The organism is Parasphingorhabdus pacifica (assembly GCF_054779195.1).
In genome coordinates this window covers 1-23,123 of the sequence record NZ_BAAGYS010000003.1, presented here as the reverse complement: position 1 = coordinate 23,123, position 23,123 = coordinate 1, and the positions used below count along the sequence as shown (strand labels likewise).

At 66.6% G+C, this 23,123-nt stretch carries 18 protein-coding genes; 16 read left to right on the top strand and 2 right to left on the bottom strand.

Annotated features, from left to right (window positions below; genetic code table 11):
* The first annotated feature begins 51 nt into the window (after positions 1-51).
* From ACYVAN_RS02915 to ACYVAN_RS02860, 12 genes are all read left to right on the top strand, one after another.
* Entirely contained in the window at positions 52-1,419 is a 1,368-nt protein-coding gene (locus ACYVAN_RS02915) for a nucleotide sugar dehydrogenase (RefSeq protein WP_460955320.1), read from the top strand.
* Positions 1,420-1,429: 10 nt separating this feature from the next.
* Positions 1,430-2,827 (top strand): carboxylate--amine ligase, encoded by a 1,398-nt coding sequence (locus tag ACYVAN_RS02910; protein ID WP_460955318.1) that lies wholly within the window; start codon positions 1,430-1,432, stop codon positions 2,825-2,827.
* A complete protein-coding gene (locus ACYVAN_RS02905) occupies positions 2,824-4,056 on the top strand; it encodes an FAD-dependent oxidoreductase (protein ID WP_460955316.1) in 1,233 nt (410 codons plus the stop codon). Before ACYVAN_RS02910 ends, ACYVAN_RS02905 begins: the two co-directional genes overlap by 4 nt.
* Positions 4,053-5,594, top strand: coding sequence for a sugar transferase (locus ACYVAN_RS02900; RefSeq protein ID WP_460955314.1), 1,542 nt, complete (start codon positions 4,053-4,055; stop codon positions 5,592-5,594). The genes ACYVAN_RS02905 and ACYVAN_RS02900 overlap by 4 nt, the downstream gene beginning before the upstream one ends.
* Complete coding sequence (locus ACYVAN_RS02895; protein ID WP_460955312.1) at positions 5,485-6,615, top strand: glycosyltransferase; 1,131 nt, start codon at positions 5,485-5,487, stop codon at positions 6,613-6,615. Before ACYVAN_RS02900 ends, ACYVAN_RS02895 begins: the two co-directional genes overlap by 110 nt.
* Positions 6,612-7,592 carry an NAD-dependent epimerase/dehydratase family protein gene (locus ACYVAN_RS02890; RefSeq protein WP_460955310.1) on the top strand — a complete coding sequence of 327 codons (981 nt, stop codon included), beginning with the start codon at positions 6,612-6,614 and terminating at the stop codon, positions 7,590-7,592. Before ACYVAN_RS02895 ends, ACYVAN_RS02890 begins: the two co-directional genes overlap by 4 nt.
* A gap of 15 nt (positions 7,593-7,607) precedes the next feature.
* Positions 7,608-8,864 (top strand): glycosyl hydrolase family 18 protein, encoded by a 1,257-nt coding sequence (locus tag ACYVAN_RS02885; RefSeq protein WP_460955308.1) that lies wholly within the window; start codon positions 7,608-7,610, stop codon positions 8,862-8,864.
* A 290-nt stretch (positions 8,865-9,154) separates the two neighbouring features.
* Positions 9,155-10,336, top strand: a complete 1,182-nt coding sequence (locus ACYVAN_RS02880; RefSeq protein WP_460955306.1) for a glycosyltransferase family 2 protein — start codon at positions 9,155-9,157, stop codon at positions 10,334-10,336.
* A gap of 81 nt (positions 10,337-10,417) precedes the next feature.
* The gene (locus tag ACYVAN_RS02875; protein ID WP_460955304.1) at positions 10,418-11,194 is read left to right on the top strand and encodes a LuxR C-terminal-related transcriptional regulator; all 777 of its coding nucleotides are present in this window, start codon (positions 10,418-10,420) and stop codon (positions 11,192-11,194) included.
* A gap of 3 nt (positions 11,195-11,197) precedes the next feature.
* A complete protein-coding gene (locus ACYVAN_RS02870; protein ID WP_460955302.1) occupies positions 11,198-12,343 on the top strand; it encodes a glycosyltransferase family 4 protein in 1,146 nt (381 codons plus the stop codon).
* A gap of 174 nt (positions 12,344-12,517) precedes the next feature.
* Positions 12,518-13,183, top strand: a complete 666-nt coding sequence (locus tag ACYVAN_RS02865; protein ID WP_460955300.1) for a sensor histidine kinase — start codon at positions 12,518-12,520, stop codon at positions 13,181-13,183.
* Positions 13,184-13,268: 85 nt separating this feature from the next.
* Positions 13,269-13,928 carry a response regulator gene (locus tag ACYVAN_RS02860; protein WP_460955298.1) on the top strand — a complete coding sequence of 220 codons (660 nt, stop codon included), beginning with the start codon at positions 13,269-13,271 and terminating at the stop codon, positions 13,926-13,928.
* A gap of 3 nt (positions 13,929-13,931) precedes the next feature.
* Here ACYVAN_RS02860 and ACYVAN_RS02855 read toward each other — a convergent pair whose 3' ends face one another.
* On the bottom strand, positions 13,932-15,479 hold the full coding sequence (locus tag ACYVAN_RS02855) for an acetolactate synthase large subunit (RefSeq protein ID WP_460955296.1): 1,548 nt from the start codon (positions 15,477-15,479) through the stop codon (positions 13,932-13,934).
* A gap of 153 nt (positions 15,480-15,632) precedes the next feature.
* Here ACYVAN_RS02855 and ACYVAN_RS02850 point away from each other — a divergent pair, with 153 nt between their 5' ends.
* Positions 15,633-16,541 (top strand): alpha/beta hydrolase-fold protein, encoded by a 909-nt coding sequence (locus ACYVAN_RS02850; protein WP_460955294.1) that lies wholly within the window; start codon positions 15,633-15,635, stop codon positions 16,539-16,541.
* Positions 16,542-16,728: 187 nt separating this feature from the next.
* Here the strand turns inward: ACYVAN_RS02850 and ACYVAN_RS02845 are convergent, their stop codons facing one another.
* Positions 16,729-17,565, bottom strand: coding sequence for an alpha/beta fold hydrolase (locus ACYVAN_RS02845; RefSeq protein WP_460955291.1), 837 nt, complete (start codon positions 17,563-17,565; stop codon positions 16,729-16,731).
* Between the two features lie 651 nt (positions 17,566-18,216).
* Between ACYVAN_RS02845 and ACYVAN_RS02840 the strand changes: the two genes are divergently transcribed.
* From ACYVAN_RS02840 to metK, 3 genes are all read left to right on the top strand, one after another.
* Positions 18,217-19,908 carry an AMP-binding protein gene (locus ACYVAN_RS02840; protein WP_460955289.1) on the top strand — a complete coding sequence of 564 codons (1,692 nt, stop codon included), beginning with the start codon at positions 18,217-18,219 and terminating at the stop codon, positions 19,906-19,908.
* Positions 19,909-20,544: 636 nt separating this feature from the next.
* On the top strand, positions 20,545-22,251 hold the full coding sequence (locus tag ACYVAN_RS02835) for a glycine/sarcosine N-methyltransferase (protein WP_460955287.1): 1,707 nt from the start codon (positions 20,545-20,547) through the stop codon (positions 22,249-22,251).
* Between the two features lie 105 nt (positions 22,252-22,356).
* Positions 22,357-23,123: methionine adenosyltransferase (gene metK, locus ACYVAN_RS02830; protein ID WP_460955285.1), on the top strand; the 767-nt coding region annotated here is incomplete at its 3' end.

Below are 23,123 nucleotides of genomic sequence, written 5' to 3'. Positions count from 1 at the left end.
GGGTAACTGCCACCGTTGACACCGTCGTCACTGCATCTGGTGGGAGGAATCGTGACCGAGCATCAGCTCTCCCTCGCCGTGAACGGGCGGGAACGTCTCCTCGCCGAGCGGTTGGTGCCCGTCCCGCGCCCGTCCGGAACCGACGCTGACGGTGCGCTGTCGAGTGAGGAATCGGTCGTGGTCATGGGACTGGGCTACGTCGGACTGCCGACGGCCTACACGCTCCGGTCCAGTGGCGCCCGGATCATCGGGTTGGACGTGAGCGAGAACCGGCTGCGCGCGATCAAGACCGGCGAAGTCGACCTTCCGCCGGATGATCGCCGAGGGCTGGCGTCCATGCTGGCCTCCGGCGGGCTGGAACTGACCAATGACGCGTCCGTGCTCGCACGAGCGGATGCGGTCATCGTTTGCGTGCCGACGCCGGTCGACGAGCAACGCATACCCGACCTGACGGCGTTGAGCGAAGCATGCGCGACCCTCGCCGAGCACGCCATCCGTGGGCAAACCATCGTCCTGACGTCGACCACCTTCGTCGGGACCACCCGACAGCTGCTGGTCGAGCCGCTGGAGCAACGCGGGGCGGTGGTGGGAACCGACATCTTCGTGGCGTTCAGCCCGGAACGCATCGACCCCGGAAACCTCGACCACGTGCAGCGGGAGACTCCGCGCATAGTCGGTGGCGTAACCGGGAGCTGCGCCGAACGCGCCGGACGGGTCATCGGAGCGTTGACCGATTCCGTCTACCTGGTGAGCTCGCCCGAGGCGGCGGAGTTGACCAAGCTCTACGAGAACATCTTCCGGGCGGTCAACCTGGCGTTGGCGAACGAGGTCGCCGACGTGTGCGGAGTGCTCGGGCTCGATCCCATCGAGGTCACCATCGCCGCAGGCACCAAGCCTTACGGTTTCCTGGGCAGCTTTCCCGGTCCGGGTGTGGGCGGGCACTGCATTCCCTGCGATCCGCACTACCTGCTGTGGCAGTTGCGACAGACAGGTCATGGTGCTCCGATGATCGAGCAGGCGATGCGGGCGATCGCTGAGCGCCCCCGGCGGGTGGTGCGGAGAGTGTTGGAGGTTCTCGCCGAAGAAGGTCTGGACGCGTCGGGCTCGCGGGTCCTGCTGGCCGGAGTCAGCTACAAGGCGGGAGTGCGCGACCTTCGGGATTCCCCCGCGTTGCCGGTGCTGTCCGGATTGGCCGAGTTCGGTGTGGAGGTCGGATTCCACGACCCCCTCGTCCCGTCGGTCGAACTCGATGACGGCCGGATGCTGCACAGCGAAGCGAACCCGGACGTGGATTCGTGGGACCTGGTGGTGGTTCACACGGTTCACCCGGATTTCGACTACGGCTGGATCGAGCAGTTCCCGCTCGTGCTGGACGCGACCTACCAGTACGACGAAGCCGCCCACCGCCAGGTCGTGTGAGGGGGTTGGGGTGACCGCGACCGAAAGTTCGGCGCAGGAGTACGACACCTCGACTCCGGCAGTGGTGCTGAAGTTCGATCCGAACGCGTTGCACCACGGCGGGTTGGGCGTGATCCGATCGCTGGGCAGACGCGGTGTGCCGGTCTACGCGGTGCACGAGAGCCGCTGGTCACCGGCCGCGCACTCCCGGTATCTGCGGGGAAGGTGGCTCTGGCATCCCTCCATCGCCGAAGAGGAGCGGGTGGTGGAGGGATTGTTCGCCATCTCCGACCGGATAGGACGCCGGGCGGTGCTCTGTCCGACCGACGACATGGGGGCGATCTTCCTGGCCGAACGCGGGGCGATCCTGCGGGAGAGGTTCGATTTCACCGAGCCGCCGAGTTCGTTGCCGCGCCGGGTGGCGGGAAAGTACTCGATGCACGAACTCTGCCATCGGGTGGGCATACCGCATGCCGAGGCACACTTGGTGACGAACTCGGAAGAGGCGTTCTCGTTCGCCGAGCGGGTCGGCTACCCGGTCGCGGCAAAACTCGCGACCCCCTGGTGCGGTATCAGTTCCGGGTTGCCGAGTACCTCCATCGTCCACGGCCGTGATGATCTCGCCGAGCTCTTCCGATCCAAGGTGGACGCTGAGTCCGGCGCGCTGATGCTGCAGGAATTCGTGCCGGGCGGGCGCGGTCACGACTGGTTCTTCCACGGCTACTGCGATGGGTCGGCACACTGCGAACCGGCCTACACCGGAGTGAAGGAGCGTTCCTACCCGGCGCACGCCGGCCTGACCAGTCTCGGCCAGTGTGTGGACAATCCCGCGCTGCGGCGGTCCGCGACCGAACTGCTGCGCAAGGTGAAGTTCCACGGAGTCGCGGATCTCGACTTCCGGTATGACGCGCGCGACGGTCGGTACAAGTTGCTGGACTTCAACCCGCGGCTGGGAGCGCAGTTCCGGCTCTTCACCAACACCGCGGGTATCGATGTGGCATTCGCGTCCTACCTGGACCTCACGGGCCAGGGGATCCCCAGTGGAATACCGCTGACCGGACGCCGATTCCTCGTCGAGAACTACGATCCGATCGCGGCGGGTCGCTACTGGAGCCAGGGAGAGCTCGGGATCGGTGACTGGGCACGTTCGTTGCGCGGGGTCGATGAGACCGCCTGGTTCGCCGGAGACGATCTGCTGCCCTTCGCTCTGATGGTCGGGTGGATGGGTCGGCGTGCGATGTCCCGGCTGCCCATTGGTCCCGGTGCTCGCCCGGCCCCGGCTCCAGCCCCGATTTTCCGCACCGGCCGTTCCGCCGGAGCGGCACGGTGGACCGGCGTGTGCGCTTTCACGACGCGCCGCCACCAGGTGTGTCCCGCCGTCATCGAGACCACGGGAGCCAGTACCACAGTGGGGGAGGACAGCACATGAACGACCTTGTCGACGTCGCGATCGTGGGTGCGGGGCCGTACGGCCTGTCGCTGGCCGCGCACCTACGCAGTGCCGGGGTGTCCTTCAGGCACTTCGGTGAGCCGATGAACCTCTGGCGCACCGCGATGCCCCGCGGCATGTATCTCAAGTCGCAGGGTTTCGCCTCGAACCTCTCCGATCCCGAGGGCAGGTTCACGCTGAAGAACTTCTGCCGCGAGACCGGTCGGTCGTACGGGGACTACGGCGTACCGGTCTCCCTCGATACTTTCCTGGCCTACGGCGAATGGTTCCGCGACCAACAGGCCTTGGACGTGGAACGAGCCATGGTCACCGACATCTTCCAGGGGCCGAGCTACTTCGCCTTGACGATCGAGGACGGCGAGCGGGTGATCGCGCGGAACGTGGTCGTCGCTGCCGGCGTGGAGCATTTCTCGCGCGTTCCCGAGGAGCTCGCCGACCTCCCGCCGGAGCTGGCAACGCACAGCTCCGAACACGACGATCTCAGCGGGTTCGCCGACAGGCGAGTCGTGGTCGTGGGGGCGGGACAGTCCGCACTGGAGTCGGCTGCCTTGCTCCACGAGAACGGCGCCCGGGTGCGACTGCTGGCGCGCGCTCGCCGGCTGATGTGGAACGGGTTTCCGCTCAAGCCGGATCGTCCGCTGCTGCAACGCATGCGCGAACCCGAAGCCGGACTGGGTTCGGGTATTTCGACGTGGTTCTACTCGGAACACCCCGCCTGGTTCCGCCACCTTCCCACCGGTACGCGGATCTACCGAGCTCGCACGGCTCTGGGACCGGCGGGTGCGTGGTGGTTGCGTGAGCGGGTCGAGGACGTGATTCCGGTTCACCTCGAACAGGCGCTGGAGTGGGCACGACCGGAAATGGACCGGGTCCAGCTCGGAGTGCGCCTGCCGGACGGCGAGTCGCGGCGGTTGACCGCGGACCACGTCATCAGCGCGACCGGGTATCCGCCGGATCTGGGCCGGTTGACGTTCCTCAATCCGCAGCTGCGCTCGCGGTTGCGCACGGTCGCCCGAACGCCGCGGGTGGGGGCGGATTTCCAGAGCTCGGTTCCAGGACTGTTCTTCGTCGGTGCTGCGGTCGCACCGAGCCACGGCCCGGTCATGCGGTTCGTCTACGGCGCGGACTACGCGGTGCGTCGGGTCGCGGGCAGGCTCAGCTCCACGGGCGCTCGGCGAAGCCGAGTAGCAGGGAGGGTCGGGACGTGAAAGTGACCGAGCTGGCGGATCAGGAGAGCGGCACGACGGTATTGGGCGGTGGGGATGTCGTCGCGGGCCCGAGCCCGCTGCTGCGCCCGCGTTCCGGGGTGCTGATTCGGAGGTCCGCCTCGACACTGCTCTTGCCGGGGACGGATGCCGCTGTCCTTCTCGCACTCGTGGGGTTCGTCGGACCGGTCGGCTGGCGAACGCTCGCCTACTCCCTCGCGGTGTTCGGAGCTCTCAACATCGAGGGTCAGCACAGGTTGCGGATCTGCCTCCGAGTCTCCGATCAAGTGCCGCGGATCGGGGCGGCCGTGCTGGTTCCGCTGGTGCCGTTCGTCGCGCTGTTCCCGTTCGCCGGGGCCGTGGCACTGGGGTTGTGGACGCTGGGGGCTCTGGTCGTGGTCCGCGGTGGACTGAACACGGCATTGCGGGCGGCGCGCTCGCACGGCCTGCTGGTCGAACAGGCAGTCGTGCTGGGCGGGGGAACGGTGGGAACCGAGGTGGCCCGCCTTCTCGACGAGTACCCGGAATCCGGCCTTCACGTGCGGGGATTCGTGGGGGCCGGGTCGAGCACCGCAGAACACCGCGCACCTCTGCTCGGGACGGTGGGTGAGTTGCCTGCGGTCGTGTCCCGTTACGACATCACCCGCGTGATCGTGTGTTCGGAGGGAACCGCGGAGGAGGAGACCGTCTCGCTGCTGCGGTCCTGCCGCGCGCTCGCGATCGACGTATGCGTGGTTCCTCGGCTGCCCGAGCTCGGCATGATGGTTCCCCGCGGCTGCCTGGATGAGGTCCGAGGAGTCCCCTTGGTGCCGATGCGTCGCCCCGGCCCCAGCTGGGATCTGGTCAAACGCGGGTTCGACCTGGTGGTCGGCGGGATCCTGACGATCGTGCTGGCGCCGCTGCTGTTGACTTTGGCGCTGCTGCTTCGGCTGTGCGATGGGTGCGGTCCGCTCTTTCGGCAGTCACGGATTTCGAAGGCCGGGAGTTCGGTGGAGGTCGTCAAACTCCGCACCGTACCGAGCGGAACCGCGCAGGATTGGACGGTGCGGGACGAGCAGTGCTCGTCCCTCGGCCGCTGGCTCCGCAGTACCCATTGCGACGAGTTGCCCCAGTTGTTCTCGGTGCTGCGGGGGGAGATGTCCCTGGTGGGGCCACGCCCCGAACGACCGTGCTACGCGGTTCGGTTCAGCGCCGAGATCCCGGGATACGACGACCGGCACCGGGTGCCGGGTGGAATGACCGGTTGGGCGCAGGTTCACGGGCTGCACGGTGATACGTCGATCCGCGACCGGGCCCGATTCGACAACCAGTACATCGAGTACTGGTCGCTGTGGATGGATGTGGTGATCGTGGCCCGTACCGGCGGGATCGTGCTGGCCGCGACGATTCGCTCACTGATCGGCCGTGCACGGGCCGAAGGGAAGGACAACGATGAAAGTTCTGCACGTGATCACCGGTCTGGGGGTAGGCGGGGCCGAGCTGCAACTGCGGTCGATCTTGCAGCACACCCGGCACGAAGCCGACGTCCTGGCGCTCTATAACCCCGGCGACGTGGCGCACATGATATCCGGCGACGGAGTGCGGGTCCGTGATCTGGGCATGAGCAGCAACACCCAGGTGAGTGCGCTCCTGCGGCTCCGGGAGATCATGCGCGACGGGCATTACGACGTCGTGCACACCCACCTGTACCGGGCCTGTGTCTACGGACGGTTGGCGGCCCGCATGGCCGGAACCCGTGTGGTCGTCTCCACCGAGCACTCCATCGGCGAGACCCACCTGGAACGTAGGCGCATGACGTGGGGAGTCCGCGCGCTGTACCTGGGAACGGATGTCTTCTCCGATGCGACCATCGCCGTATCGGACACGGTGGCCGGCCGCCTGGTGGACTGGGGGATGTCCCCGAACAAGATCGAGGTCATTCCCAACGGGGTCGACTTCGGGCGGGTGGAGTTCGATCCGTCCGCGCGCGTACGAGTCCGAGCCGAGCACGGCATCCACGACGGGGACCACGTGGTCGGCGTACTCGGCAGGCTGGACCCGAACAAGCGCTTCGACCTGGTGATCGATGCGATGGCACCGTTGCTGGGTTCGGGGAACCGGCTGTTGATCGTCGGAGACGGGCCGGATCGCGCGCGGTTGGAGATCCTGGCCCGCGAGCACGGCATAGCAGACGACGTGATCTTCGCCGGTGAGCGGCACGACGTGTCGGCGATGCTGTCGGCGTTCGACCTGTACGTGGCGTCGTCCGCGCAGGAGACCTTCGGCCTGTCGGTGCTCGAGGCGCTAGCCAACGGAGTACCCGTGCTCTACACCACCTGCCCGGCGTTGCGGGGAATCGACACCGACCGCGCTCGCTGCGTGCCGGGCGACCCGGATGGTCTTCGCGGGGAGATCAGCGCCGAGATCCGGGCGGCCCGCCCACGAGCGGAAGAGCCGGCCATCCGGCGCAACTACGGGATCGAATCGGTGACCGGCCGGATCGACGGTCTCTACTCCCGGTTGTGGGGTCGGACGAGGCAGGGGCGTGGCCGAGTTCCGTCGGGGGCGGGTGAGGGCCGATGAAGGCACTGGTGACGGGATCGGCCGGATTCATCGGTTCCCACCTGGTCGCGAACCTGCTGGCCGATGGGCACACCGTCGTCGGACTGGACGATCTGAGCACAGGCAGCGCGGCGAACCTCCCGCCCGATGACGACCGCTTCCGCGCGGTCGAAGGCAGCATCCTCGACGGCGCATTGGTGGACCACCTGGTTTCCGGTGTGGACGCGGTCTTTCACCTGGCCGCAGCCGTGGGTGCATTCGTCATCCAGGAACACACGATGCGGGGCATGCTCACCAACGTCCACGGGACGGAGAACGTGCTCGATGCGGCGAACCGCCACGGCGCACGCGTGCTGGTGGCCTCCACGAGCGAGATCTACGGCAAGAACACCAAGGTCGGGCTGACCGAGGACGACGACCGCGTGCTCGGCTCCCCGCTGAAGTCGCGCTGGACGTATTCGGAGGCCAAGGCGCTCGACGAGAGCCTCGCGCGGTCCTACGTGCGGGAGAGAGGATTGCGCGCTGTGATCGTGCGGCTGTTCAACACGGTCGGGCCGCGGCAGTCCGGTCGCTACGGCATGGTCATCCCGCGATTGGTCACCCAGGCCCTGGAAGGAAGGCCGCTGACGATCTTCGGCAGCGGAGACCAGGTGCGGTGCTTCTGCCACGTCGACGACGTCGTTCCCGCGCTGGTGCGGCTGGTCGATCAGGAGGAGGCGCGGGGAGCGGCCGTCAACCTGGGCAGTACGGAGCAGGTTTCCATCGCCGAACTCGCTGATCGGGTGATCGCCATAACGGGCGCGTCCGGAGGCACCGTCCGGATGTCGTACGAGGAAGCGTACGGGCCGGGGTACGAGGACATGCAGCGTCGCGTTCCGGACTGCGCCTTGGCGCGGTCGCTGATCGGTTTCCAGCCGGTGCGCACGCTGGACGACATCATTCGCTCGGTGGTCGAGGAGCGGAAGCGCATCGGTCGGGCGTCGACGGTTTCGGTATAGCAACGCGGAGGCGGTATGTCAGAGCACGTGACGACACGCATCCGGTCCCACATGCGGAAGGCCTCACCGGTACGGTGGTTCTCCCGCCGGGAACCGGATCGGTCCACCGAGGACTATTCCGGCGACGGAAGCGGTTCCGACATCGCCTCCGATTCGGGAGCGACCGGAGCGCCCCGGGCGAAGCGCGGTATGCCGCCGCGGTGGGCGGGCTCGGCCTGGTTCATCCTGTTGATCGCGTCGGCGATCGCCCTCGTCGCTGTGATGGTCGTGCCCCGATCCAACGCACCCGTGGGGCCGGGAACGCTGGTCGTCGCGTCCCTCCCGTTCTGGAACCTGACGAACGGGACCGACACTGTGGTGGAGAACAAGGAGCTCATCAACGAAGCGTCGCCGTGGATCTACGGTCTCGACCGGAACGGCGAGATAATCCGCCAGCACCCTCCGGACATGGCCGACGAGGTGAGTGCGCAGCTCGACGAGCTCCGCGATGCCGACATCCCCCTCGTTCCTTCGCTGGCCAACATCACCGATGGCAGGTGGGCCTACGAGCAGGTTGCTCGAATGCTGCACGACCCGGCGTTGCGGAACCGGCACATCAGCGAGATCGTCGAGATCGTCGAGCGGGAGGACTACGACGGGATCGACGTCGACTACGAGAACCTGCGGGCCACCGACAGGGAAGTGTTCACCACGTTCATCACCGACCTCGCCGCGGCACTGCACGCCGAGGACAAGACGCTGTCCGTGGCGTTGTTCGCGAAGACCAACGAGTCCGGTTACGACGAGCGCAACGTCGCGCAGGATTACGCCGCGATCGGAAAAGCGGCCGATCAGGTGCGGTTGATGGCGTACGACTTCCACTGGCCGACCTCGCCGCCGGGCCCGGTGGCTCCGATCGGCTGGGTTCGCGAGGTGCTGGAGTACGCGAAATCCCGGATTCCGGCGGAACGGATCGTCTTGGGAGTGCCGTTCTACGGATACGACTGGGTGGATGGGCGGGGAACATCGGTGACTTGGCTGCAGGCGTTCCAACTGGCCACCGAGCACAATGCGGAGACCACCTACGATCCCCGCACGCAGTCGCCGTCGTTCCGTTACACCGATGGTCGGGGACGCACTCACGAGGTGTGGTTCGAGAACGCCGTGAGCTCGAAGGCGAAATTCGAAGCGGCCAGAGGAGCCGGTATTCGGGGCGTCTACCTGTGGATGTACGGGTACGAGGACAGCGGGACCTGGTCCCACCTGGACAAGAGCTTGCCGGTCGGAGACTGACGGAGCGGAGCGCGGGAGCGCGCGGCGGGGAGATCGACATGATTCCGTGGTGGGTGCTGGCCATCGTGGCCTTCGGAGCGAACTTCACGTTGTGGGGCACGATCGGTCTGCTCCGGATCCTAGACGGGACTGTGCGCTTTCGGCGGGCGTCGGGATCCGGGACGGGGCGACGTACCCCGCGGGGATCGTCGCGCCCGCGACACCGACATCGAAAGTGGCGCCGTCGAGTCGTTCGGCATCGGCTCAAACGGCGTGGGCGCCGGTGGGCGCGGCGACGGACGGATCTCGACGTGACGGACGTGGCGGTGCTCATCGCCGCCCACAACGAAGCGGAAGTGATCATCGACAGCTTGCAGGCGATCACCTCGCTGGTTCCGGCGGCCAACGTGCACGTCGTCTCCGACGGTTCCACCGATCGGACCGTCGAACTGGCCAGACAGGCCGGAGTCAACGTGATCAGCACGGACGCCAACGTCGGAAAGGCCGGCGCTCTGCAGGTCGGAATCCAGCGGTTCCGGCTGGTCGACCGCTTCGAGATCGTCATGCTGCTGGACGCGGACACGCACGTCGAACCCGGCTACTTCACGGCGGCCCTGCCGTTGTTCGACGACCCCCAGGTGGCGGCGGTGGCAGGGTGCGTCAAGACGTCGTGGCAGGACCGCGCCCTGTCTCCCATCGGCAAGCTGGTGGCCTTCCATCGGCAGCGCATCTACTCGGTGACGCAGTACGTGATGAAGTTCGGCCAGACCTGGCGGCGGGTCAACGCCACGCACATCGTTCCCGGCTTCGCCAGCCTCTACCGGTCGGAAATCCTGCCTCTGATCGAGGTCAACCCGCCCGGACTGGTGATCGAGGACTTCAACATGACCTTCGAGGTCTATCAGAAGCGGTTGGGCAAGGTCGGTTTCACGCCATCGGCGGTGGCAGCAACTCAGGACCCCGGAACGCTGCACGACTACGTGCGCCAGTGCAAGCGGTGGTCGCTCGGGTTGTGGCAGACCGTTCGGCTGCACCCGCCCCGGCTCAACTTGTTCACCCTGATGCTCGCGTTGCTGCTCATGGAGTTGTTGACCAGCAGTATCATGCTCGTCCTGCTGCCGTTGATCTTGTTGGTCCTCGTCATCCCGGACATCTTCGCGTTCGTCCTGACCGTTCCGTGGATCGCCGACCTGCACGGAGCTATCGGTGCGTACGTGAGCTTGGGTGCGGTCCTGTTCGGCATCGTCGTCCCGGATCTGTTGTTGACGCTGACCGTGGCCGCGTTGTTGCGTCAACCCCGCTTCCTGCTGTTCGGGTGCTTCTTCTTGGTGCTGCGAGTGCTGGACTCGGCGATCGCGCTCTACGCGCTGCCGTGGGCGTGGAGGTCGCGTTCCACCGGCCGGTGGCGTAGCCCTCGCCGTCGGACGGTCGAAACTGCCGGCGAGAGCGGAGCGATCGGGCAGCAGGTGGCTTCGGAGGGCCGCAGCGGTTGAGCCCGCAGGGCGGACAGGCCGTGCAGCGGAGCCGCCTCGCGGGTGCGGTGTCCGGGGCGTGGGGGACGGCCGGACGGTCTCGTGCAGTTGGATGAGGACAACGCGCAGGTCCTGGGACACGGTGGGGCGGTGGATGTGTTGCGACTGCTCATGGTGGATGACCACGTGATGCTCACCGAAGCGCTGAGCAAGCGGTTCTCGGAGATACCGGACCTGTGGGTCGTGGGCCGGTGCGCCACGGCCGACAAGCGGTTGCCCGGGATCGCGGGTCGACTTCGTCCCGACCTCGTCACCGTGGACGTCGAGCAGCTCGGCCCGGCTGCCGGTGATTTCGTCCGCGGACTGAGGGCCGAGCGGCCCGCCATGGACGTGGTGGTGCTCACCGGCGATCGCGAAGTCCAGCACGCCGTCGATTCCGCACGTGCCGGGGTTGCGGCATGGGTGCCGAAGGAGAGTGGTGTCGAGGAACTCGCCGCCGTGTTTCGCGGGGTGCGGTGTGGCCGATCCTGGTTCCCGCCGGAGATGCTCGGTGCGGTGCTGCGCGAACTGCGCGCGGACGCTCGCAGAGCGGGAGAGCGAAACGGCCCGCTCGACGTTCTCAGCGACCGCGAGCTCGACGTGCTGGCCGGGATGGTCGACGGCAAGCGGGGCGCTCAGATCGGCAGCGCGCTGATGATCTCCACCGAGACGGTTCGAACGCACGTCCGCAGCATCCTCGCCAAGTTGCACGTGCACAGCCAGCTGGAGGCGATCAGCGTGGCCAGCGCGGCGGGCTTTCGCGGCGGGGGTTCCGGAGCGGTCACGGAACCGCCCGTTCTACCTGCGCCGAGGGGGGACCGCCGGGAAAGCGAGCGGTGATCCGTGACCACTCGACGTGTCCGCGTGGCGACCGTGATCACCCGGCTCGCGGGCGGGGCGGGAACGCTTGCGCTGCGGGGAGCTCTTGGGCTGGACCCCGCCGAGTACGAGGTCACGTTGGTCTCCGGCTGCGACGGCCGACTGGTCGACGAGGCGCGTGCACGAGGGCTCGAGGTGATCGTGGAACCCGCGCTGCGTGCACCCATCGCACCGGCCCACGACCTGCTGGCCCTCGGCAGGCTGGCCCGGCTGTTCCGGAGACGCTCCTTCGACGTCGTGCACACCCATTGCGCCAAGGCGGGAACCACGGGTCGCATCGCGGCCAGGAACGCGGGCGTGCCCCGCATCGTGCACACCTTCCACGGCCTGCCGTTCCACGAGTTCCACGGGAGAGCCCGGCGGCACGCCTACATCGCCATCGAACGCGGGCTTGGACGGATCACCGACGTCGCCCTCTGCGTGGGTACCGAAGTAGCCGCCGAGACGATCCGCAAGGAGCTGGTCGCGCCCGAACGCGTCCGGACCACGGGCGTGGCGGTCGACCGGGACGCCGTGACCCGGTCGTCCGCGAGCAGGTTGCGCGCCCGCCGCGAGCTAGGCCTGGACCCGGACGTGCCCGTGGTCGGCGCGGTGGGAAGACTGACATACCAGAAAGCCCCGGAGGACTTCATATCCGCGCTGCGGATGCTCGGCAGGCCGAACGTGGTCGGCGTGTGGGTAGGCGACGGCGAGTGGGCCGAGCAGGTCCGCGCGATGGCCGACGAAGTGCCACGTCCTCGCATCGAGTTGGTCGGCGAGCGCTCGGACGTCGTCGACCTGCTGCCGGCGTTCGACGTGTTCGTCCAACCGAGCCGTTACGAGGGACTTCCGCTGTCGGTGGTCGAGGCGATGGTATGCGGGATTCCGGTAGTGGCCACCGCGGTCAACGCGGTCGGCGATGTGGTGCAGCCGGGGGAGACCGGGCTGCTGGTCCCGCCGCGGTGCCCGGAGTTGCTTGCCCGATCTATCGCCCGCGTGTTCGACGACCCCGCGGGCGCTGATCGGCGGTCAGTCGCGGCGCGGAAACGAATCGACGCCCGATACGGCCTGGACGCACTCGTTCGCATACTCGAAACCACCTACCGGGCCGTTCCCGGCGACCGTTCGTAGTCAGTGCGGACGCGGACATGACCTGGTCAGGAGGTCGTGCACGGGTGCCCTTCACCTGAGGTAGCCGAAGTGCCGGATTTGCACGACCCTGCAACAGTCGCACCGGATTCCCGATATTCCGTGCAGAGAAACGGGCAGTGGTTCGCCCGCGGCAGCCGGTTGAAAGGAGTGGTCGTGCCTTCGGCAACGGATCCCGACTCGGCCGTGGAACGGTCGGCGCTCTCGTGGACGAAGGATGAGCATGGCGGAGCGGGTACGCGGGGCCTGCTGCACGACCTGGGACATGGCTTGGCCACGCTGTCCTACCTGTCCGACGGCCTCCACGAGGATCCGTCGTTGTCGCCGGGGGCTCGCGAACGCGTGCGCCTGATGCGCCGGGAGCTCGAACAGCTCTTGGAGCTGGCGGACCGCGGTCTGCGGGTGAGAACACCAGTGGAATGGTGCGATCTCCGCGAGGTGGCCGGGCAGCTCGTGACATTGACATCGCTGACCACCTCGACGTTGGTGCACCTGCTACCCGGTCCCGGTGCCGCAATCCGCAGTGATCGGTCCACGGTGCGCCGGATGCTCGGAAACGTGCTCGACAACGCGGTACGTGCCGCGGGGCCCGAGGGGACGGTCGAGGTCACGCTCAGGCGAGTGCCGCCGTCCTCCACGGCTGTGGAGATCGTCGACGACGGCCCCGGGCTCGGGCGGGGGGTCGCCGGAACCGCTTCCCTGGGGCTCGGGATCGTCACCAGCCTGGCGCGGACCTGCGGAGCGAACGTGCACATCGGCCCCGCGGGGTCGAGCGGAACCCGGGCACGGTTGACGTTCCCGGAGGCGAGGACAGGCGGATAACCGGCTGACTCGATGCGGCTCGCGGTACGTCATGGGGAGGCGGCCGGCGAGTCGGTACCGATATCCAAGGACTGGGGGAACGTTGATGGTGGATCTGGTGCTCGGCGATGACCATACGATCTTCGTGGAGGCGCTCGTGGCGGCGCTGCCCGAACGCGGCTTTCACGTGGTGGAGACAGCCGACAGTTTGACCTCGACCGTCCGGAGCGTTCGCAGGCACGAACCGGAGGTCTGTCTGCTCGACCGCTACTTCGCCGACGGCGATGGCCTCGATGTGCTCGGCGAGCTCCTCCGGGGCAGCCCCGGGACGAGGGTCGTGGTGCTGACCGCGGACGGGGACGCCCATGGCATGCGCAGGGCGTTCAACGACGGTGCCAGCGGCTACGTGAACAAGATGTGCGGGCTCGGCGCTCTCGTGCGTGCCATCGAGGGCGTCGTGGCGGGCGAGATCGTGGCCGAACTCGCGGCGGAACGCGCCCCACGACTGGCCGGGACCACGGACGCGCTGAGGCTGGCCGCACATCTGACCAACCGAGAACGCGAGTGCCTGGAGCTGCTCGTCGAGGGTGCGCAAACCACGACGATGGCCAAGGGAATGGGTGTTTCGACTACCACCGTGCGCACGCACGTGCAGTCGATCCTGACCAAGCTCGGAGTGCACTCGCGGTTGGAGGCGGCGTCCTTCGCATTGCGGCATTCGCTGATCGACCGCGCGGAGCGAACAAGGTTGCGTTCACGCGCGTGAGGCTCACGCCGGCATCACGGCCTCGATCAGGTGCGGTCCCGGCTCGGAGTGTGCTCGGCGGAGCGCCTCCGACAGTTCCGGGCCGGTGGTCGCCCGAGTAGCGGAAACACCGAATCCGGCCGCCAGCGCCGTCCAGTCGGCCGCCGGGCCGTCGAGCGAGGTCAGATCACTAGCGGCAGCACCCGGCCGGGAGACTCCTGCTCGTCCCAACTCGGCTTCGAGGATGCGGTAGCGGGAGTTCGCGCAGATCACGGTCGTCACGTCGAGGCCTTCCCTGGCTTGGGTCCACAACGCTTGCAGGGTGTACAGCGCGCTGCCGTCGGCCTGCAGGTCGATGACGGGACGGTCCGGGCAGGCGACGGCGGCGCCGGTGGCCACGGGCATTCCCATCCCGATCGCACCTCCGGTGAGCGAGAGCTCGGTGTGTCGGGGAGCACTCGCGGCCAGCTTCGGATAGGCGCTCCCGGACGACACGCCCTCGTTGACGATGATCGAGTCTTCCGGCTGGGTGAGCACGATGGACGCCGAGATAGCCGACGGCGTCAGCTCTCCCTCGGGTTCGCACACCGCCGGACGATCGAACGCGGGCAGCTCCGCGGCAGCGCTCCCGGTGGCCTCGGCGAGTGCCCGTAGCGCGTTGACGGCGTCCTCCTGGGGCGTGGCCAACGTGTGCGTGCGGGTGTCGGTCGGTACCGGAATACTGGGCATACCCCGGTAACCGAAGAACGCCACCGGGGTCGACGCGCCGACCAGGACCAAGTGGGAGAAGCCCTCGAGGGTTTCGAGTACATCTTCCGGGAAGTAGGGCAACGCGCGAACCGGGGGGACGTCCGGGCCGCGTTCGATTCGGGCGGGCGACATCTCGACGAGCACTTCACCGCCGAGGGATTCCGCGATGCGCGTGGCCGTGCGAATGCCTCCCGGGGTAAGCGCGGCGCCACCGAGCAGCAGAGCCGGGCGCCCTTGACCGGTGAGCGCCTTGGCGACCGCGGCGATCTGCTGGGCGTCGACGGAGGGGCGCTCGGGGACCGCGGGTACGGCCGCGGTCTCGCCGCCCTGGCTCCACATGTGGTCGGCTGCTGCGATGAGCGTGGCGGGCAGCCGTTCGGTCAGCGCGGCCTGGCGGGCCCGGATGAGATCGGTCCCTGCCGATTCGGCCGAGGTGGTCCGGCCGACCCATCCGGAAACCGGACCGGCGAGCGATTCGATATCGCTGGCCAACGGAGCGTCGGAGGATTGGTGCCAACTGGCGTGTTCCCCGACGACGTTGATCAGTGGGGAGCGGGCTCGACGGGCGTTGTGCAGGTTGGCGATTCCGTTCGCCAGGCCGGGACCGAGATGCAGGAGGGTCATGGCAGGTATGCCGGTCATCCGCGTGTACCCGTCGGCGGCACCGGTCACCACGCCTTCGGAGAGACCGAGCACCGTCCGCACGCCAGGGGTCTGGTCGAAGGCCTCGACCACCGAGATCTCGGTCGTGCCGGGGTTGGCGAAGCAGATCTCGACCCCGGCCGCGCTCGCGGTGGCCAGCAGGCTTTCCGCACCCTTCACGGGTTGCTCCTCACACTCGAAGTCGTCGCGCCGCCATGTTCGTCGTCCCGTACCGATGAGGCAAGCACAGCCTTGCCGGACGCGCCCGGTAACGTGGCGCTGCCGGTGGAAGGATTCGACGCCGGGAGGGAACGAGTAAGCCGGTGGAGTCGGATGCGAAACACGACGTTCGATCGTCGACGTTTGTTGGCCGCAGCGGGTGGCATGGCGATGGGGTCATTGGCGTCCTGTTCCTCGTTGAATGCCCCGTCCGTGAGTGCTCCCCCGGCAACAGACGCGTCGCACACCGAGCCGACCACGCTCGAAGCGGACCTCCCGGACGTCAACGTCGAGGTGGTGTTCTCGAGGTACCGGGCGACGAGCGTGCAACTGATGACCGCGGTGCCCACCGGGGTGCGGGGCGTTGAAGACTTGCCGTTGGTGCTTTACATGCACGGCCGGGACGGGATGCACCCCACCCCGGTCCCCCACGACACGCTCGCCGCGTTGGAACGCGGACACCGTTCCGGCAAGATTCCGCCGTTCGGATTCGTCGTGGCCGAGGCTGGTTACAACCCGTACTACTTCGATGGTTCGTTGAACGGTGATCTGCTGAGCATGTTCATGGAAGAAGTTCCGGGATGGCTCCGGGAGCGCGGTTTCACGCACAACAAGGGTGTTCCCACCGCGTGTGCGGGCATCTCCACGGGTGGTTTCGGCACCCTGCGCTACGCGATCGAGCGCAGTCGGGTGGATGACCCGGTTTCGGCGGTGGCGGTGCTTGCGCCCGCGCTGCTGGCGAACTGGGAGGACGTGCGGGAGAAGAATGCCTTCTCCTCCGAAGAGCAGTGGCGCGAGAACGATCCGTTGCAGCACATCGACGACCTGGGCGGCGAGGTACCGATCGGCGCCTGGATCGGAGATGCCGACGGTTTCAGGGAAGGGCTCGACCAGCTGCTGGCGGCTCATGAGAACACCCCTGTCCTGGAAGTGTTGCCGGGCGGGCACGAGCCGGCGGTGTTCGACGTGGTCGGTCCGGGCATGGTCGACTTCCTCGCAACCGGCATCCCCCGGAGCGGTTGAGTCCACATCGGCCGGTGGTCGAGTGCCGACCGGTGCACGGGTTCGGGGGCGGCCGATAGCCGGCGAATTCGCGGTGCCGGCACGCGAGTTCGGGAGTGGTGTTCGGTTCGGCCCGCTCCGGGGCACGGGAACACACCCGGGACCGCGGCGAGTTCCGCCCCGTGCGGAGAAATCCGGCCAGGAGGCCTCAGTCCTGGTGTGCGAGCAGGTGCTCGAGAATGAACTTGTTCATCGCCTCGGGAGCTTCTTCCGGAATCCAGTGCGAGATGTCCTCGAGCATCTCGAAGCGGTACTCGCCGGTCACGTGGTGCTCGGTGGCCAGTGCGGCCGTTGACCCGATCGCGGCGTCCTCCGTGCTCCAGACGTAGAGGGTGGGAACGCTGATCGGTCCGATCTCGTACGAGGACGGCATCGCGCGGTACCAGTTGAGCGCGGCGGTCAGCGCGCCGGGTTCGGACAGCCGTCGAACGTGGTCTTCGACGTGATGCTCCGGAATCCGTCCTTCGTAGACCTTCCGCAGCTTCCGCGCTCCACCGTCCAGGAGCGTGCGCTCGGCGCCGGCACCACGGAAGACCCGCATGTACGCCGAGCGCTGTTGCTGGTCTTCGTCCTCGGCGATCGCTTTGCCGAACGCATCCAGGTGCGGAACGGAGACTGCGGTGAGAGTTCGGATTCGTTCCGGGTGCGCGGCCGCGGTGGCCCAGGCGACTCCCGCGCCCCAGTCGTGACCGACCAGGTCGAATCGTTCCCACCCGAGCCGATCCGCGATCGCGAGAGTGTCGGCGACGAGTTCGTCCATGCGGTAATCGGCTACATGAGCCGGTCGGACGCCGGGGGAATAGCCCCGCTGGTCGGGGGCCACGGCGTGGCAACCGGCTTGGCTCAGTACCTCGAGCTGGGCACTCCATTGGATGGAGCTCTCGGGAAAGCCGTGGAGCAGCAAGACCGGCCGACCGTCGTCGGGCCCTGAGGTCAGTGCGTCGAAGGTTCCGGAGGGCGTGGGGATCTGCGTGTTGTCGGCCACGCACGCATCCTAGATTCATTGCCGCGCGGGGAACTACTTTCACGGGAAAACGCGCGCCGGACGGGGGAGAGTGAGATTCCGCGGACCGTCACCAGTGACGAAAAGGGTCGGTGTGGCGCAATCCCCAAAACGGGTGTCGCTTGTGCCGGATGACAGCTCATCCGCCGTGCACCGAAGGGCACGGCCGACCGGCCGCGAAGCCGAAGAGCCGCGACGGGTCCCCGAGTGGATCGGAACCGGTGCTCGTCGACCGCCGGCCGGATCGGGTTCGGAAACAGTTCGGTCACGGGCGGTGGCGCGATTACATGGATACGTGATCGATCCCGGCTCCACGAGACCGGCGCGGGATGCCGGATGCCAGGTCCATCGGTAGGAGACCGGTCGGCGAACCGGCCGAATCACCGTGCGGCAGTGCGAACTGGAATCGAATCGTCACCCGTGGTTAATTTGTGGCGACGCCCACATCGCTCGGCGGCAATCTCGTTTCGGGAGGACAGTCACGTGGCAGCGGCAGCGCATGGCCCCCAGTCCGGTCAACCCCAGTCCGGTCAACCCCAGTCCGGTCAACCCCAGTCCGGTCAACCCCGGTCCGGTCAACCCCAGCCGGGCTCTGCCGGGTCCTGCGGCCGCCACGGCAGCGACGGTGCCCCGATGTCCGCGGGCGGCGCCGAGTTCCTGGCCGCGCGGGATTTCCTGCTGCGCACTCGGTCGGACTACGAGACGGCCCGAGCGGAGTTCCGCTGGCCACGTCCGGCGGAGTTCAACTGGGCGTTGGACTGGTTCGACACCATCTCGGGCGAACGGCTCGCCCTGTGGATAGTCGAGGAGGACGGCAGCGAGCAGAAGTTGAGCTTCGCCGACCTGTCGCGGCGGTCGAACCAGGTCGCGAACTGGTTGCGCGGTCTGGGAGTCGTTCGAGGCGACAGGCTGGTACTCATGCTCGGCAACCAGGTCGAACTATGGGAGACGGTCCTGGCGGCGATGAAGCTTGGCGCGGTGGTGATTCCCGCGACAACACTGCTCGGCCCCGACGACCTGAGGGATCGGATCAATCGTGGGAATGCTCGCCACGTGGTCACGACCGCCCCCGACGCCGCCAAGTTCGACGAGGTGCCGGGCGACTACACCCGGATCGCGGTGGGCGAGGCGGCCGGGTGGCGCTCGTACGGTGAGGCGGCCGATGCGGACGAGCGGTTCGTGCCGGAGGGCGCCACGCGAGGCGACGATCCCTTCCTGCTCTACTTCACCTCCGGTACCACCGCTCAACCCAAGCTCGTCGAGCACACCCACACCTCATACCCGATCGGGCACCTCTCCACGATGTATTGGATCGGGCTACAACCCGGCGACGTGCACCTCAACATCTCTTCTCCTGGTTGGGCCAAGCACGCCTGGAGCAACTTCTTCGCACCTTGGAACGCCGAATCCACGGTGTTCGTCTACAACTACTCGCGATTCGACGCCGGAGGGCTCTTCGCGCAGATGGAGCGGTGCGGCGTCACGAGCTTCTGCGCGCCGCCCACGGTCTGGCGAATGCTGATTCAGGCCGACCTCGGCGCGCTCGCCACTCCTCCGCGGATCGTCGTGGGTGCTGGTGAGCCGTTGAACCCGGAGGTCATCGAACAGGTCCGCCGAGCCTGGTCGGTGACAATCCGAGATGGCTTCGGTCAGACCGAGACCAGCGTGCTGGTGGCGAACACACCAGGTCAACCGGTCCAGCCGGGGTCGATGGGGCGCGCTCTGCCAGGCTTCGACGTGTGCCTGGTGGACCCGATTTCCGATGCGCCGGCCCGTGAGGGGGAGATCTGCCTGGAGTTGTCCCCGCGGCCGGTCGGACTGATGGTCGGGTATGCCGACGACGCGGACCGCAACGCTCGGGTCACCGGTGGCGATCGTTACCACACCGGCGATGTCGGATACCAGGATGAAGATGGCTATATCACTTATGTCGGCCGCACCGATGATGTGTTTAAAGCCTCCGATTATCGAATCTCACCGTTTGAATTGGAAAGTATTCTTTTGGGGCATGAAGCCGTTGCAGAGGCTGCAGTGGTTCCTTCTCCCGATCCGATCAGGCTCGCCGTCCCGAAGGCCTACGTAGTTCTCGCGGAGGGATACGAGCCGACGCGGGAGACCGCGCTGGCGGTCTTGAGGTTCGCTCGGGAGTACCTGGCGCCGTACAAGCGGGTGCGGCGATTGGAGTTCGCGCCGCTGCCAAAAACGATCTCCGGGAAAATCCGCCGGGTGGAGCTGCGCGGGCGGGAGCGGGACCTGCGGCGGGACGGTGCGGGTGCACCGGGGGAGGAGTACGCCGACCAGGACTTTCCCGAGCTCAGCGGCTGAGTGCGCGAGGGTCCGGCGGGGGGCTCGGTGCCGCGTCCGAAAAAACTCAGTGAAAACTCTGGCGCGGACGGGCATCCGATCGTAACATCCGTGCTCCCCGTGCCGATGGAATGGGCGTAGAGGGGAAACGCTCTCACTGCGGATGGCCTAGATCATTTCACTGTGCCAGCATCGGCGGTTGCGATATTTGTAGTTGTTGTGGTAAGCAATGCGCACGCGCAGTATACACAACCCAAATGAATTTTGCACTCTGAAGATCGCCTTCTGGCGCTGAGGTTGCTGGAATCCCCGCAGGTGGCGGTGGATTTATTCACCCAGGGTGACTATCCGGATCACGCTATCATCGCATTGCGGTGATTAGCGTCACACGTTCGCACGCTTGATTTAGGATTTAATTCGCCTAGGTTAGTAACACGACGCAGGGATTTCGCGTCGGAACCGGTTGGCAAAGGTGCCGACTTGAGTGCGAAGACTGGTGTTAGCGTGCGACCTGAGTTTTCTCGGTTGCCCACACCGGTCGCAGGCGTCGCCTTTTGAGTGGCGACCCGGCACGACCGCGAGACGATCTCGGGGCGGATTCGCGCGGACCCGAGTGGTTGCAGTGGCGCATGACCAACGCGAGTGGTGGGAGTGAGTATGACCAAGAGCGTGGACGACTTGTCTCAGGACGATCGGAACGGAGCGGTCGAGGACACGGCCGAGCTGGTTCGGCGCGAGGAGCAAGTCTTCGGCGAGAACCCGCTGGAAGTGCGCGAATCTGACCATTACACGCATGAATATGTCGGTGGTTTCGTCGACAAGTGGGACGACCTCATCGACTGGAAGAAGCGCTACGAAAGCGAAGGCAGCTTCTTCGTTGACCAGCTCAAGGCCCGAGGTGTTAAGTCGGTCCTCGACGTGGCTACCGGCACCGGTTTTCACTCGGTGCGGCTGCTCGAGGAGGGCTTCGAGACGGTCAGCGCCGACGGCAGCCCGCAGATGCTGGCCAAGGCCTTCGACAACGGCCTGAGCTACGGCGGTCACATCCTCCGCGTGGTGCACGCGGACTGGCGCTGGCTCAACCGTGACGTGCATGGTGAGTACGACGCGATCATTTGCCTGGGCAACTCGTTTACACACCTGTTCTCCGAGCGGGACCGCCGCAAGACGCTGGCGGAGTTCTACGCGATGCTCAAGCACGATGGTGTGCTGATCCTTGATCAGCGCAACTACGACTCGATCTTGGATGACGGGTTCAGCAGCAAGCACACGTACTACTACGCCGGCGAGGACGTTGTCGCCGAGCCGGACCACGTGGATGACGGACTTGCTCGATTCAAGTACACCTACCCGGACAAGTCCGAGTTCTACTTGAACATGTATCCGCTGCGAAAGAATTACACGCGGCGACTGATGCGTGAGGTCGGTTTCCAGCGGATTGACACCTACGGTGACTTTCAGGAAACCTACGGTGATACCGAGCCTGACTTCTTCATTCACGTTGCGGAGAAGAATTACCGTACCGAGGACCAGCTTTCCGACGTCTACTCGAGTGCGGTGCACACCGCCCGCGACTACTACAACTCCGAGGACGCGGACAACTTCTACTACCACGTCTGGGGAGGCAACGACATCCACGTCGGCCTCTACAAGACACCGGACGAGGACATCGACACCGCTTCGCGCCGGACGGTCGAGCGGATGGCCGGCAAGGTCGAGGTCACGCCCGAGACCCGAGTCCTGGACATCGGTGCCGGCTACGGCGGTGCGGCCCGGTACTTGGCTCGTACGTACGGCTGCAAGGTCACCTGCCTGAACCTGAGCGAGGTCGAGAACGCTCGGAACATCGAGTTCAACAAGGCAGAAGGACTCGACCACCTGATCGACGTCGCGGACGGTTCGTTCGAGGACATCCCGTTCCAGGACAACGCCTTCGACCTCGTGTGGTCGCAGGACGCGATCCTGCACAGCGGTGACCGCGAGCGGGTGATGGAGGAAGCGACGCGCGTTCTGACGCGTGGCGGCTCCTTCGTGTTCACCGACCCGATGGCCGCGGACAGCGCGGACAAGAAGGCCCTCGGGCCGATCCTGGACCGCCTGCACCTGGACTCCATGGGCTCGCCCGCGTTCTACCGCCGCGAGCTGTCCAGGCTGGGTCTCCAGACGTTCGAGTTCGAAGACCTGACCGAGTACCTGCCCTTGCACTACGGCCGCGTTCATGAGGTCCTCCAGAGCAAGGAGGCCGAGTTGGCCGACTACATCAGCGAGGACTACCGGACCCGCATGAAGACGGGTCTGCAGAACTGGGTTGCCGGCGGCAAGGGCGGAAACCTGGCGTGGGGGATCATCCACGCCCGAGCATGACGGTGGAGCCGGGAGGACATCTCGAACGACGACATCCCCCCAAATAAGACGACACCCGAATTAAGCAAGGATCGAAGCTGCAAAGCTGCGAGGTGAGGATCAGCCGTGAGTGAGATCAACCGTAGGTTGTTCACGAGTGAGTCGGTGACCGAAGGTCACCCGGACAAGATGGCCGACGCGATCAGTGACTCCATCCTGGATGCGTTGTTGTCGCAGGACCCCAGGTCCCGCGTCGCCGCCGAGACCATGATCACCACCGGCCAGGTGCACATCGCCGGTGAGATCACCACCGACGCCTACGTCGATTTCCAGCAGCTCGTGCGGGACAAGGTCCTGGAGATCGGGTACGACTCGTCGGACAAGGGTTTCGACGGCAATTCCTGTGGCGTGAACGTCGCGATCGATGCGCAGTCCCCGGACATCGGCCAGGGTGTGGACACCGCTCATGAGAACCGGGTCGAGGGCGTGATCGATGAGATCGCGAAGCAGGGTGCTGGTGACCAGGGCTTGATGTTCGGTTACGCCTGCGATGACACCGACGAGCTCATGCCGTTGCCGATCGCGTTGGCGCACCGGATGTCCCGTCGGCTGACCAAGGTGCGTAAGGACGGCACGCTGCCGTACCTGCGTCCGGACGGTAAGACCCAGGTGACGATCGAGTACGCCGGTGACCAGCCGGTGCGGCTGGACACGGCGGTGCTGTCGACGCAGCACGCCGAGGACGTGGACCTGGACGCGACCCTGGACAAGGACATCCGCGAGAAGGTCCTCGCTCCGGAGATCGAGCGGGTCGGCCTGGCCAACGACGACACTCGTCTGCTGATCAACCCGACGGGTCGGTTCGTGGTGGGTGGCCCGATGGGTGACTGTGG

Coding starts and splice junctions, on each gene's coding strand:
- ACYVAN_RS02905 (WP_460955316.1), top strand. CDS start 2,824: ATGAACGACCTTGTCGACGTCGCGATCGTGGGTGCGGGGCCGTACGGC.
- ACYVAN_RS02895 (WP_460955312.1), top strand. CDS start 5,485: ATGAAAGTTCTGCACGTGATCACCGGTCTGGGGGTAGGCGGGGCCGAG.
- ACYVAN_RS02890 (WP_460955310.1), top strand. CDS start 6,612: ATGAAGGCACTGGTGACGGGATCGGCCGGATTCATCGGTTCCCACCTG.
- ACYVAN_RS02885 (WP_460955308.1), top strand. CDS start 7,608: ATGTCAGAGCACGTGACGACACGCATCCGGTCCCACATGCGGAAGGCC.
- ACYVAN_RS02860 (WP_460955298.1), top strand. CDS start 13,269: ATGGTGGATCTGGTGCTCGGCGATGACCATACGATCTTCGTGGAGGCG.
- ACYVAN_RS02850 (WP_460955294.1), top strand. CDS start 15,633: ATGCGAAACACGACGTTCGATCGTCGACGTTTGTTGGCCGCAGCGGGT.
- ACYVAN_RS02840 (WP_460955289.1), top strand. CDS start 18,217: ATGTCCGCGGGCGGCGCCGAGTTCCTGGCCGCGCGGGATTTCCTGCTG.
- ACYVAN_RS02835 (WP_460955287.1), top strand. CDS start 20,545: ATGACCAAGAGCGTGGACGACTTGTCTCAGGACGATCGGAACGGAGCG.